The sequence below is a fragment of the Streptomyces sp. NPDC093261 genome (assembly GCF_044753645.1).
Taxonomy (GTDB): domain Bacteria; phylum Actinomycetota; class Actinomycetes; order Streptomycetales; family Streptomycetaceae; genus Streptomyces.
Map to the genome: position 1 here is coordinate 36,709 of NZ_JBIVNO010000032.1, position 13,762 is coordinate 50,470.

Genomic DNA, 13,762 nt, shown 5'->3' on the forward strand with positions numbered 1-13,762 from the left:
TACGGGAGGCCCCACACAGATTGGAGCTGTTCGTGCTGTTCCCGATCACGCGAAGACGGTCCGGCAGGAAATGCGGGCCCGCCGCGCTGCCGACCTTTTGCCGATTCCTTGCCGGCACCGCACTTGCGGGGCTCTTGGCATTCGCGGCCGACGCTCCCGCAGAAGCGATCGTCATTCGCCAGTCCGAGTGGCCGCTCACGCAGTTCCAAGCGGACGGGATCTGGCGCATATCCCAGGGCCAGGGCGTCACCGTCGCCGTCATCGACAGCGGAGTCGACGCCGCTCATCCGGACCTCAAGGGCCAGGTCCTCCAGGGGGCAGGATTCATCGGAGACTCGCGGGACAACGGTCAGACCGATATCTCGAGCGACTCGCACGGAACAGCCATCGCCGGCATCATCGCCGGCACGGGGAAAGCGAACGGCGGCACCGGAATGACCGGACTCGCACCGAAGTCCAAAGTGCTTCCCGTCCGCGTGTCTACCAACGTGACTGCGGATCCCACCGCTATCGCGCAGGGCATCAAATACGCCGCCGATCACCACGCACAGGTCATCAACGTATCCTCCGGCACGGCCACACCCGACCCACTGCTGCGCGAAGCCGTCAACTACGCACTCGGCAAGGACGCAGTCGTCGTCGCCTCCGCCGGAAACGACGGCGAGAACGGCAACCCGGCCAGGTACCCGGCTGATTTCCCCGGCGTCATCGACGTCACAGGAACCGACTCCAGCCGTCATTTCTGGCCGGTGAGCGAATCCGGCCCCACATCGACACTCGCCGCGCCGGCCGCCGGCATCTACTCCGCAGGCGACCGCGGCCAGTATGTGCGGGCGGACGGCACGAGCTACGCGGCCGGCTATGTCTCCGCAGCGGCAGCGCTGGTCCGTTCCGCCTTCCCTCGCCTGAGTGCGGGCCAGACGATCCGCCGTCTGATCATCACCGCCCAACGGCCCGGCGGCAGCGGCCACGACGACCAGTACGGCTACGGTCTCATCGACCCCCTGGCGGCCCTCCGCGCGCCCGCCGCCGTCGACGGCTCAGCCGCCAACCCACTTCTGTCCGCCGACCCGCTGGGCAAGCACACGAACATCGGTGTCGGGTGGGGCACCGTGATCGCACTGGGCGGGGCGGCGGTGGCACTGATCTCCGTGTCGTCGTGGATCGTCGTCCGGCGCCGCACGAGCCGTTCCGCCAAGAAGGCAGACACGCCTCCGACGCCGTCACGCGGCACCTCGCGTCCCGCCGCCAATTCAGGCAAGAAGAACCAGAAAAGACGAGCCTGACGTATTCGGCTCGCCCTCACCGGTCGGGCAGCAGGCCATCTTCGAGACCAATTCCGGAGCACGTCACGTGAACCTTCCCTTCAGCCTTCAGCGTCGCCCTCGAAGGGCCCGGCTCATGGCTGCCGTCGGCGCACTGGTGGCCGCCGGTCTGCTGGTATGGCTTGCCGTCGCTTTGCTGACGGGCCCCGGGACACCGAAGATCGTAGCCAACAACATCTCAAGGAATTTTCGCGCCTGCCTCATCAATGGACAGCAGGACGCGTCGATGGCCCAGCCTGTCTGGTCATCCCTGCAGAAGGCCGCTTCGGGTGCCGCCGTCAACGCGCAGCACATTCAGGTCCCGAAAGGCAGCACGGCAGCGTCCCTGCCCTATGTCAACAGCCTTGTGCAGCGCAGGTGCGGACTGATCATCTCCGTGGGTCCCGAACTTCACGATGCTGTGGCCACGGCCGCCCGGCACAACCCCCATCAGCGATTCATCACCATGGGCCCAGCGGTCAAGCTGCCCAACGTCCGCAATTTTTCACCGGTGGACCGGCCGGCTGTCATCAGCGCGGTACAGCAGGCCGCGAACCCGCGGCCATCACGCCGAGCCTGAGTTGCGACCCCCGCCGGCACGGCGGCTGCAGAAGCGCCACACACCTTCTTCTCACCCAGTTCTTTCGATACTGACGCCTACCTCGCCCCAATACCCCCTCCCCTGTGGGTGGTTACGGCGCACAAAAGCAAAGGGATTGCAAACGTTGCCTCAAGGACGGAATAGACACCGCAGATCGCACGTGCGGTTGTCACTGGGGATCGCCGGCGTGCTGGCGGTCGCAGCGGCGGGCGTCACAGCACTGGCGCAGGCGCAGCAGCCCCGTGGACCGCAGCCGTACGCGTTGCAGCACGAATTCGCCGCAGCCGCCCGGGAGTTCCACGTGCCGCAGAGCGTGCTGATGGCGGTGGCGTATCAGCAGAGCCGGTGGGACAGCCACGACGGCAGCCCCAGCACCACCGGCAACTACAACGTGATGGGCCTGACCCAGGTCGGCCCGGACACACTGAAGCGGCCTTCGGCCAAGGACCGGACGGCCGAACTCGACATGCGCGGTGACGACCACCGGGGCAGGTTCCACCCGGACGCGCGGCTTCTGGCGGACGTGGGCGCGGTGCGGACGTCCGCTCCGGCGCTGCACACCCTCGACCAGGCCGCGAAGCTGATCGGCAAGCCGGCCGGTGCCCTGCGCGGAGACATGGAGCAGAGCGTGCGCGGTGGGGCCGCGTTGCTCGCACGGTATGAGAAGGAGGCCACCGGCGCTCTTCCGGTGGATCCGGCACGGTGGTATCCGGCGGTGGAGCGGTTCAGCCAGTCTCCGGACTCCGCGGGCGCCGCGCAGTTCGCACAGCGGGTCTACGCCCACATACGTACCGGGCTGAGCCGCACCACGGCCAACGGGCAACAGGTCACCGTATCCGCGCAGCCCACGTTGCGGCCGCGCATCACGAGTGCAGGCTACCGGCCGGCCGACTACTGGACCCAGGGCGGAACCAACACCGGATATGCCGCGGCCGGCTACGCCGTACCGGCGGACGGAACCACGACGCCGACACCCGAGTGCCCGTCCGGCCTGGTCTGCAACTTCGTGGCGGCCGCATACGCGCAGAACGACCCCAACGACAAGAGCAACTACGGCAACTACGACACCGCCAACCGCCCGGCGGACGGCGACACGATCCGCAATATCGTCATCCACGACACCGAATCGGACTACGCCACGGCGGTCAGCCAATTCCAGGACCCGACCGCCTATGCGAGCGCCCACTACGTGATCCGCTCCTCCGACGGGCTGGTCACCCAGATGGTGCCCGACGAGGACATCGCCTGGCACTCGGGCAACAAGTACGTCAACATGCACTCCATCGGGATCGAGCACGAGGGCTACGCCATCTCCGGCGCGTCCTGGTACACCGAGTCGGAGTACGAGTCCTCGGCGGCGCTGGTGAAGTACCTGGCCACCAAGTACGGCATCCCCCTCGACCGCCAACACATCTTCGGACACGACAACGTCCCCGGACCGCTGGACGCCTACGTCGCCGGAATGCACTGGGATCCCGGCCCCTTCTGGGACTGGACCCACTACCTGCAACTCCTGGGCGCACCGATCGGCTCCAACCAGGTCGGAGACCCGCTGCAGGCCGGTGAACTGGTCACCATCGCCCCGCCGTTCACCACGGCCAACGAACCCCCGGTCGACAACGCCTCCGCGCAGCCGGCCAACTTCGTCTACCTGCGCACCGGCCCCTCCACCAGCGACCCGCTGATCGCCGACCCCTACCTGCACGCCTCCGGATCCGGCACCACCGCCGGATTCGACTGGGGCGACAAGGCCATGGCCGGGCAACGGTTCGTCGTCGCCGCCCAGCAGGGCGACTGGACGGCGATCTGGTACGGCGGGCAGAAGGCCTGGTTCGACAACCCGGGCGGCAGGTGGACCATCCCGTCCGGCGACAGCAGCCAGACCCTCATCACCACCAAGGACAGCACCTCCCCGATCCCCGTCTACGGCCGCGCCTACCCCGAGGCCGGCGCCTACCCCGCCGCCATCACCGCACAACCCGTCACGCCCCTGTCGAAGTACACCATCGCGGCCGGCCAGCTCTACCTCGCCCAGCCCGCGGTGAAGGGCGACTTCGACAACTCGGTGAACATCGACGGCAGCGCCCCCGACGACCGCACCCTCGTCACCGGGACGTCCACCTACTATCCGATCCAGTACAACGGCCGCCTCGCCTTCGTCGACTCCGCCGACGTCAAGACCGTCACGCCCGTCGCACCGACGGCCACCGGCACCAGCATGCAGCCGGGGCAGTTCCTCACCCCCGGCCACAGCCTGTCCACCACCAGCATGACGCTGACCATGCAGAACGACGGCAACCTCGTCGCCTACCTCAAGACCGGAGGCAGCGGGAACGGCCCGGCGGTGTGGTCCAGCGGCACGAGTGGCCACACCGGCGCGTACGCCTTCATGCAGAGCGACGGAAACCTCGTCGTCTACCACAGCGGCGGTGGACCCGGCATCGGCGGTGCCCTGTGGTCCAGCCACACCTCGGGCCACTCCGGCGCGAACGCCACCCTGCAAGCCGACGGCAACCTCGTCGTCTACAGCGGCACCGGCAGCGCACTGTGGTCCACCGGCACCTACAAGCGCGGGCAGACCATCGCCTCCGGCCAGAAGATCTGGTCCGGCTGGTGGACGAAGGCCCAGTACACCCGGCTGGTCATGCAGCCCGACGGCAACCTGGTGATGTACCGCAACAGTGACGGCAAGGCCATCTGGTCCAGCAACACCTCGGGCCACACCGGCGCCTACGCGTACATGCAGAGTGACGGAAACCTCGTCGTCTACAAGAGCGGCGGCGGTCCGAGCAGTGGCGGCGCCCTATGGTCCACCGGCACCTGGGGCCACTCCGGCGCCTACGCGGCCATGCAGAACGACGGCAACCTCATCGTCTACAAGAGCGGCGGTGGCGCGACCACCGGCGGCGCACTCTGGTCCACCGGCACCTACAAGGACGTGCCATGACGTTGCTGACCGCGCGTAACTGAAACCTGACGGCTGCTCTGCCCGGCTGCGGCCGGGCAGAGCAGCCCCGTCCCAAGGAGGAATGGGTGGCCCAGCACACCCTGGGGAGCGGATGTTTCGCGGTTGCCGCGGCATGCGCCCTCGCTTCGGGGGCCCTGCCCCTGACCGTGGCGACGGCCGCGGCCGACACGCCCGGCGAGACGGTCATACCGGCCGCGCTGCTGAACAACCCGCCCAAAGACATAGTGGTCTTCGCGGGCCCGGGCGGTTTCCTGCATCAGTCCGATAACCAGTCCGCCTTCGTCTGGACGAAGTACGCAGGCGGAGCGGACATCCCGGTACGGCAGGTCACGGCCAATACGGCGCCCGGGTACTGGGGGGCGGGTGCCGACGTGGTGGCGACACCGTCGGCCGACGGCTACCAGCTGCACGACATGGACTCGGATACCACCACGACCATCAAGCCCGGCGCCGGTCAGAGTTACGTCGGAACGTTCGGCTCGCGTCTGTTGACGGTCACCAAGGCCGCTGACGGAACCGTGACGGGCTTTCACGTGCTCGGTACCGCGGACGGGCAGCAGACCGACACACCGGTCACCGGCTGGCCGGCGGGCGCCACGCCCCAGACCCCGGTGCCGGCCGGGGACGCCGCCTCGGTGGTACTGCGCTACACCGACAGCAGCAACGGCACCACGGAGAACCGACTGGCGCTGGTAGACCTGGCGACTGGTGCCGTCACGCCTATCATGGGGCCGCCGGTCTCCGGCGCCCGCGTCGTGCTGTCCAGCGCGTACATCGCCTGGTATTCGTCGTACGGTGCCGACGGGACCACCTCAGGCGGGCAGGTCCACGTCGTGTCCCGTTCCGCCCCCGGTGGAACGGAGAACACCATCCAGGTCCCGCCGGCACCGCTGGGCAGCACGTACGACAGCACCCTCTACCAAGTGGGCATCGCGGGCGACTCCCTGCTGATCACGTACTCGGCGTCGCACACCGGCCCGTCCAGTCCGGACGACGCGATCGGTTACCCCCTCTACGCGCTGCCGCTGTCCGGCTCGACCGCTTTGAGCCCGGTTCTGGACCACGTCATCTCCAGCTCTCTCAGGCAGGAGCCGGGCGGGGCCGTCGTCGTGGGCGGCTCGTCGGTCACCGACTGGGCGGCCCGCCGGTTCACCGCCGGGTCGGACGGCACCCCGACGGGAACCCCTGTGGACTCCGACCCCGGCATGCCCGCCCCCATCGACGGGCTGACCCTCGCAGGCGGGAAGCTGTTCATGGTCCGGCGTACGTCAGCCGGTGGGGACCTCGCCTACGACCGCAGTGTCCAGCCGGGCTCGCCACCCTCCTACGGCCCCGAGCAGAACTTCGGCCGGCCCTTCGCCCCCACCCACTGCGATACCACGGCCACCTGCAACCCACCCATCGCCACCGGCGACGGCAACGTCTCGCAGCTGTGGCCGAACGCCACCGCCCAGGGCGACGCCGTCACCATGCAGAGTCCCGGCGACAGCGCGGTGCTCGTCACCCCCGGCGCCACGAGCGGCACCCTCGTCGACGCCGAGGGCCCCTACGTGGTCTACAACGGCGGGTCCACGAAGAAGCAGTACATCGGCGACGCCGACGCGGGCGGCAACAGCCACGTGCTCTTCACCCGCCCCGCCTCCGCCGCCGCGCTGTCCGGCTCCACGGTGTGGGTCCCCGGATCCACCGCGGGGACCCTGGTCCAGATCGACCTCACCACCCAGCGCACCGTCCAGACCGTGACGACCGACGCCCCCTGCACGCCCAGCGAGCTTCAAGCAGCCGCCCAGCACTGGGTGTACTGGTCCTGCGGACCGTCGGGCCCGGCCGGGGTACACGACCTGGCCACCGGCAAGGACGTACCCGTACCCGCCCATCCCGCCCAGCTCGGTGACGGGTTCATCGTCGAGCACGACACGACGGCAGGCAAACTGGCCCTCACCGACGTGCACACCGACACCGCAACCATCACCGACCTGGCCGACCTGCCCGCCGGGCCGGTCGCCGACGACCGCCGGGTGACCTGGGCCGTCGACAAGGACCAGGGCACCATCGCCTACCTCGACAGCGAGAAGAACGTCCACCTCGTCGACCCACACATCCCCGCCTCCACCCCCGCACCCGCCGCAGGCGCCTTCATCTACCCCGGCCAGCACCTGCTCCCGGGACACAGCCTGAACAGCTCCACCATGACCCTGACCATGCAGACGGACGGCAACCTCGTCGCCCGCCTGAACACCGGCAAGGGTGCCGGTCAGGTGGTCTGGTCGAGCGGGACGAGCGGCAACTCGGGTGGGTACGCGGTGTTGCAGACAGACGGCAATCTGGTCGTCTATACGAGCACCGGCGGTGCAGGCAGGGGCGGCGCTCTGTGGTCGAGCCACACCTACGGACAACCAGGCGCGTACGCCACCGTGCAGGACGACGGCGACGTCGTCGTATACGCGAAGGCCAGCCACAGCCCCCTGTGGTCGAGCGGCACCTACGCCCGGTCGCAGACCGCCTATTCCGGCACCACCCTCCAGCCCGGCTGGTGGACCCAAGGCACCTACACCCGCCTGGTCATGCAGACCGACGGCAACCTTGTGATGTACCGCCGACGCGACGGCGCCGCCATCTGGTCCACCCACACCTCCGGCCACCCAGGCGGCTACGCCCTGATGCAGAACGACGGCAACCTCGTCGTCTACAAGAGCACCGGAGGCCCCGGCAAGGGCGGCGCCCTCTGGGCCACCAACACCAGCCACCACTCCGGCGCCTACCTGATGATGCAGAACGACGGCAACCTCGTCGTCTACAGGAACACCGGAGGCCCCGGCAAGGGCGGCGCCCTCTGGGCCACCAACACCAACACAACCGCACGATGACCAGCCCCTGAGGATCGGGGTGTGCCCGGCCGGTAGAACCGGCCGGGCGGGCCAACTCAAGCCGGAACAACCCCCGAACGCTCCCGTACGCCCCGATGGTGGGGCCAGTTCGGACCGGAAAAGTGGGGCCACTTCAGAGCGTTGATGCCAGAGGAGTTCGCCGTGGGCGACTCTCAGTGCTTTGCGGAGTTCGGCCACCTATTGGTGGTGTGTGCGGCGGGCGTCGGTGAGTTGTGGGCTCAGTCGGCGGATCAGGGTGCTGGAGGCCGCCTCGATGTCGGAGGCGTTGGACTGTGCGGATGGTGCGGCCCTGCGGGCTCGGCGTAGTGTTTCCACCTGAGCCCTGAGTACGGGGTGCCGGTAGATGAAGTCGGTGGAGACGCCGGCTGCGGCGGCCAGGCCGGTCACGGTGACGGGCTTGCTGTCCTTGCGGGCCTTGCGGCCCGCCACCCGGTCCTGATCGAGCAGAACTACGCCGTCGCCCAGTAGGAGGTGGACGAGGGCGCGTCCCACGGTCTGGACTGCTCCCGGCCGACCGTGTCCGGGGACTCGGCCGGGCGGCAGCATGACCGCTGCGCTCACCCTGATGGCCAAGGAACGCGGCGGACCCGCGCCGGCACAGCAGGTGCTGTCTGCCCGTTCACCGACGCGAATTTCGACACCGGTTCCCGCCGCCAGTTCACCGAGGGCTACTTCCTGCGCCGGGACGGCATGCAACGGCTCTGGGACCAGTACACGACCGACGAGGCGACCTGCCACCGGCGCTGAAGGCCCTGCGCGGCACCCACGCGGCGGAGGCCGGCATCACCCTGGCCAGCCGCACGCCGCCCTGCACATCTCAGAGGAGCACTGCGGGCCCGTGCCGACCGACCGACACCCTGGACGCTACGGCTGCAGACCGAGCGTCTGGGGTCGATTGAACAAGTCAGGAGTTAGGTCAAGACGGGTGGACGATCCGGGGACCGTAGGGCGGGCAACCGCCGCTCGGGCTGGGCAGTTGACGGCTACTGGCATTGCTCCCAGTCAGTCGACCATTCGGGGGTGTCGGCAGGTGAGCGGGTCGACGGCGCTGTCCGGGAGTTCGTGGGGGGTGTCGTCGGAAGGGTGGGGCCGGTTGGCGTGTCGGTCATGGTGTCACCAGCTGTCGGCGGCTGCCAACAGCTCGCCATAATCGCGGGTCCGCGATGCCTGCTCCAGGTCCGACTCGACCATCTTCTGCATCAGTTCCTCGAACTTCACCGTGGGCGCCCAGTCCAGCGCGGCTCGGGCCATGCTGGAGTCGGCGCACAGCGTCTCCACTTCAGCCGGGCGGACCAGCGATGGGTCGATCACGACGTGGTCCTCCCAGTTGAGGTCCACGGCGCCGAAGGCGGTCTGCACCGCGTCGCGGACCGAGTGCATGACGCCGGTCCCGATCACGTAGTCCCCCGGCTCTTCCTGCTGGAGCATCAGGTGCATCGCCTTGACATAGTCGCCGGCGAAGCCCCAGTCACGCACCGCGTCCAGGTTGCCCAGCGCCAGCTTGTCCTGCAGTCCCAGCCTGATCCGAGCGACGGCCAGCGAGATCTTCCTGGTCACGAACTCGGCACCACGGCGCGGGGACTCGTGGTTGAACAGGATGCCGGAGACGCCGTACATATCGAACGACTCACGGTAGTTACGCGTGATGAAATGGCCATAGGCCTTGGCCACCCCGTACGGGCTACGGGGGTGGAACCGGGTCGACTCCCGCTGCGGAGTCTCCGCGACCTTCCCGAACATCTCGGAGGACGACGCCTGGTAGAACCGGATCCGACCGGAGCGGGTCGATCTGGATGTGTTCAGCCCACTGACCATGCGAATGGCCTCCAGCATTCGGAGCACACCGGCGCCGTTGACTTCGGTCACCAGTTCCGGCTGTTGCCAGGACATCGGCACGAACGAGACGGCTCCGAGGTTGTACACCTCGTCAGGCTGGACGTGGTCCAGCGCCGAGACCAGGCTGGCCTGGTCCGTGAGGTCACCGTGCACAAAGGAGAGATCGGATGCAAGGCGGCTGACCCGTGACTTTCGCGGGTTGGCCTGGCCCCGTATCAGACCCCATACCTGGTAGCCCTGTGCCAGCAGGTGTTCTGCGAGGTACGAGCCGTCCTGACCGGTGACCCCAGTGATGAGAGCACGCTTGGACACGACATTCCCTTCTGCCGCGACGGAAAAATGACCGCTACGCGCTGTGAGCTTTCGCGGGAGCAGTCCTGGTAGTGACACTCACAGCCGCAAGTCCGCAGTGTCAACGAAAGTCGGGGCACCCTAGTGCATCACTGGGAATTGGCACGATCATTTCCCGGAACTGGGGATTCTCCGGTCGGGAATGGGACCTACTCGCCTGTGACGACTGCCCCGAGGAGACCTCATGCCCATCCCCGGCACCGACGCGGAGCGCTGGCTGCGCCGCTTCCGGCCCGACGCCAGTACCCGCGTACGGCTCGTCTGCTTCCCGCATGCGGGCGGCTCCGCGAGCTTCTACCACCCCGTCGCGATGACCCACGCAGCCGCCGCCGACGTCGTGGTCCTCCAGTACCCCGGCCGCCAGGACCGCAGACATGAGCCACTGGTGCTCAGCGTCGCGGAGTACGTCGCTCGCATCGGGCCGGTACTCGAGCAGGAAAGGCCGCTGCCGACTGTCTACTTCGGACACAGCATGGGTGCGGTGCTCGCGTTCGAGACAGCCCTCGCACTCGCTGACACGCCCGCCGCGCCCCGAGCGATCGTGGCATCCGGTCGGCGCGCGCCGGCCACACACCGCGACGAGCGCGTGCACCTGCGGGACGACGACGGCCTGCTCGACGAGTTGCGGAAGCTCAACGGCACCCAGGCGGACCTACTGGGCGACGAGGAGATCGTGAGGATGGCCTTGCCGGCGGTGCGCGGCGACTACCGGGTCATCGAGACCTACCAGGCCGTGCCGGGCAGCACGGTCGACTGCCCGATCACCGTACTGGTGGGGGATGACGACCCGAAGACAACCGTCGCGGAGGCCGACCAATGGCGCGAACACACCACCGCCGGCTTTCGCCTCCGCACGTTCCCCGGCGGCCACTTCTACCTGGCCGAGCACCAGGCCGAGGTGAACGCCGAGTTGGCGGCCGCGCTGTCCGCCGTCTCCGACTGGGCCGCCATCAGGTAGTCGTTCCGGGGCCGGGTACGGCTGTGAGGCCGTCGCTACCGAGCGTTCGGCGGTGAGGGCCGGGCGATCACGCCCGGCCCTCACCGCTCACGAATGCCCGGACGGGCACCCGCTGCCACGACGCGCTCCCTTGTCCTCAGTTCGGGCCCAGCTCGTCATCGAGCATGCGGAACATGTCGTCGTCGGTGGCCGACTCGACATCGAAGCCGTCTTCTTCCTGTCGATCTGCCGCCCACCTGCTGCGGAGCACTTCCAGCCGGCCGGCGATCTGCCGATGCAGGCGCTCGTCGTCCACCGTGGTCTCGTCCAGCGCGCGCTCCAGCCGATCCAGATCCGCCAGCAGCGCGGCCGGCCCGGTGGGTTCGTCGGCGACGAGCCTGGGCAGCAGGTGGTCGACCAGGTCACCCGGGGTCGGGTAATCGAACAGCAGTGCTGCGGGCAGCCGTTGTTCGATCTCCGCACCGATCCTGTTGCGGAACTCCACAGCGATCAGCGAGTCGAACCCGAGGTCCTGGAACCGCCGGTCCGGTGAGAGCTCCGCCGCGTCGCCGTGCCCGAGGACGGCGGCGGCGTGCCTGCGGATCAGCTCGAGCACCAGCTCCGGCCGGTCGGCGGGCGCGGCCGCGCCAAGTGCCGCGACGATCCCGTCGCCAGCGTGCGCGGTGGCCGCCGTACGGCGGGCCGGGGTGCGGACGAGGCGGCGCAGCAGTGGCGGTACTTCACCGGAGGTTCGCAGTCCCGCCAGGTCCAGCTTCACCGGCACGGTCGCCGGGTCAGTCGCGGCGTCGAACAGGGCCAGACCCTCGGTGGAACCCAACGGCAGCACACCCAAACGCCGCATACGCGCCACGTCCGCCCCTGTCAGCTCGCTGGTCATGCCCGCACTCCGCTCCCACGGACCCCACGCAAGCGACACACCCGACCAACCGCGAGCACGACGATGAGCCGCCAGCGCATCCAGAAACGCATTGGCAGCCGCATAGTTCGCCTGACCCGCAGCCCCGAACACACCCGCCACCGACGAGAACATCACGAACTGATCCACATCCCCCACCAGTTCATGCAAATGCCACGCCGCATCCGCCTTCGGCCCCAGCACCCGATCCAGCCGCTGCGGTGTCAGCGCCTCCAGCACACCATCGTCCAGCACCCCAGCCGCGTGCACCACACCCGTCACCACACGCTCGCGGAGGACCTTCGCCAACGCCGCCCGGTCCGCCACATCACACGCCACGACCTCAGCGTCCGCCCCCAGCCGCGCCAACTCAGCCACCAGCTCCGACACACCCTCCGCAGCCGGACCACGCCGACTCAGCAGAAGCAGCCTGCGCACACCCTGCTCAGCCACATGCCGCGCCACCAACGCACCCAGACCACCCGTACCACCAGTGATCAACACCGTCCCCTCACCGCCCCAGGACCGACCCTCACCCCCCTCAGCCCGAACCAGCCGAGCCGCGAACGCCTCACCCCCACGCACCACCACCTCAGGCTCATCCGTGACAACCGGCTCACCCCCACCCTCCACATCCACCAGCCAGAACCGACCCGGCAACTCCCTCTGCGCCGAACGCACCAGACCCCACACCACAGCAGCAGCCGGATCCGCACCACTGACCACACCCCGGGTCACGAACACCACCCGGGAATCCGGCTCCCGCACCAGCTCCAGCGCCCGAACCGCCAACGCACGCGCCGACGCCACCACATCAACGCCACCCACCAACTCCACGAACCGCACATCACCCACCTCAACCGCCGGCACCGACGTCACCCACTCCACCCGATACAAGGAATCGACCTGGCCGAACTGATCCGGCGTGACGGTACGAAGCGTGAGCGCATCGGCGGAGAGCACGAGAGTGCCCGCCGGGTCGACCGCGGTCAGCGACGCGGTGTCGCCGTCGGCGGCCAGCCGGACCCGCAGTGCTGTGGCGCCGGTCGCGTGCAGGGACACGCCCTCCCAGGAGAACGGCACCCGGCTCGGCTCGCCGTGTGCGGTCGTGCCGAGGGTGTGCAGGGCGGCGTCGAACAGCGCCGGGTGCAAGCCGTACTGTCCCGACATGCGTTCGGGCAGTTCGACCTCGGCGAACAACGCGCCGTCGGCGGCGTGCCAGACCGACCGCAGACCCTGGAACGCCGGTCCGTAGTCGAAACCGAGCTCCAGCACGCGTTCGTAGAACCCGTCGAGCGACACGGGTTCCGCACCCGCCGGTGGCCACGCGCCGAGGTCGGCGGCGGGCCTGGCGGCCTGGCCCAGGGTGCCGGTGGCATGCTGCGTCCACGGGCCGTCCGTGCCGTCGGGCCGGGAGAAGACACCGATCCGGCCGGTCCCGTCGACCGACACCTGAAGGGCGACGCTGCCCTTCTCCGGCAGCACCAGCGGCGCCGCCATGGTCAGTTCCTCGATCTGCTGGAGGCCGAGTTCGTCCCCGGCGCGCAGCGCCAGCTCGACGAAACCGGTGCCGGGGAACAGGACCCGGCCGTGTACGACGTGATCCGCCAGCCACGGCTGTGTCCGCAGCGACAGCCGGCCGGTGAGGACCACGCCGTCACCGTCGGCCAGTGGCACAACGGAGTGGATAAGCGGGTGGCCGGCCGTCGAGGGCGCTGCTTCCGACGGCTGCGGCCAGAACCGTTCGTGCTGGAAGGCGTAGGTCGGCAGATCGACCCGGCGGGCGCCCGTGCCGGCGAAGAACGCCTCCCAGTCCACCCTGACACCATGGGCGTGCAGCACCGCCAGCGCCGTCACCGCAGCCGTCTCCTCGTCCCGGTCTCGGCGCAGTGCGGGAACCGTGGTGACGGCCGCGGTCTCCTGGATCATCGCCGACAGCGTCCCGTCCGGCCCCAGCTCCA

Annotated in this window: 8 protein-coding genes and 1 pseudogene; 6 read left to right on the forward strand and 3 right to left on the reverse strand. The window is 68.9% G+C overall.

The genetic code is table 11. The features are described 5' to 3' along the window. Positions 1–20 precede the first annotated feature (20 nt). From ACIP94_RS36745 to ACIP94_RS36760, 4 genes are all read left to right on the forward strand, one after another. On the forward strand, positions 21–1,286 hold the full coding sequence (locus ACIP94_RS36745) for a S8 family serine peptidase (protein ID WP_402435928.1): 1,266 nt from the start codon (positions 21–23) through the stop codon (positions 1,284–1,286). A gap of 115 nt (positions 1,287–1,401) precedes the next feature. Next, positions 1,402–1,884, forward strand: a complete 483-nt coding sequence (locus tag ACIP94_RS36750) for a BMP family ABC transporter substrate-binding protein (RefSeq protein ID WP_402435931.1) — start codon at positions 1,402–1,404, stop codon at positions 1,882–1,884. A gap of 208 nt (positions 1,885–2,092) precedes the next feature. Further along, positions 2,093–4,852 (forward strand): N-acetylmuramoyl-L-alanine amidase, encoded by a 2,760-nt coding sequence (locus tag ACIP94_RS36755; protein WP_402435934.1) that lies wholly within the window; start codon positions 2,093–2,095, stop codon positions 4,850–4,852. A gap of 86 nt (positions 4,853–4,938) precedes the next feature. Next, positions 4,939–7,740 (forward strand): hypothetical protein, encoded by a 2,802-nt coding sequence (locus ACIP94_RS36760; RefSeq protein WP_402435937.1) that lies wholly within the window; start codon positions 4,939–4,941, stop codon positions 7,738–7,740. Between the two features lie 198 nt (positions 7,741–7,938). On the opposite strand, the gene ACIP94_RS36765 is transcribed toward ACIP94_RS36760, so the two are convergent. Further along, positions 7,939–8,253, reverse strand: coding sequence for a hypothetical protein (locus ACIP94_RS36765; RefSeq protein ID WP_402435956.1), 315 nt, complete (start codon positions 8,251–8,253; stop codon positions 7,939–7,941). Between ACIP94_RS36765 and ACIP94_RS36770 the strand changes: the two are divergent. After that, positions 8,182–8,490 (forward strand): annotated as a pseudogene (locus ACIP94_RS36770) (alpha/beta hydrolase fold domain-containing protein); the annotation flags it as partial. The gene ACIP94_RS36765 and the pseudogene ACIP94_RS36770 overlap by 72 nt on opposite strands. Positions 8,491–8,874: 384 nt before the next feature. Here the strand turns inward: ACIP94_RS36770 and ACIP94_RS36775 are convergent. After that, the gene (locus tag ACIP94_RS36775; RefSeq protein WP_402435940.1) at positions 8,875–9,909 is read right to left on the reverse strand and encodes a GDP-mannose 4,6-dehydratase; all 1,035 of its coding nucleotides are present in this window, start codon (positions 9,907–9,909) and stop codon (positions 8,875–8,877) included. 223 nt (positions 9,910–10,132) lie between these two features. Between ACIP94_RS36775 and ACIP94_RS36780 the strand changes: the two genes are divergently transcribed. Then, on the forward strand, positions 10,133–10,906 hold the full coding sequence (locus ACIP94_RS36780) for a thioesterase II family protein (protein ID WP_402435942.1): 774 nt from the start codon (positions 10,133–10,135) through the stop codon (positions 10,904–10,906). A gap of 136 nt (positions 10,907–11,042) precedes the next feature. On the opposite strand, the gene ACIP94_RS36785 is transcribed toward ACIP94_RS36780, so the two are convergent. Continuing rightward, positions 11,043–13,658 (reverse strand): type I polyketide synthase, encoded by a 2,616-nt coding sequence (locus tag ACIP94_RS36785; RefSeq protein WP_402435945.1) that lies wholly within the window; start codon positions 13,656–13,658, stop codon positions 11,043–11,045. Between the last annotated feature and the right edge of the window lie 104 nt (positions 13,659–13,762).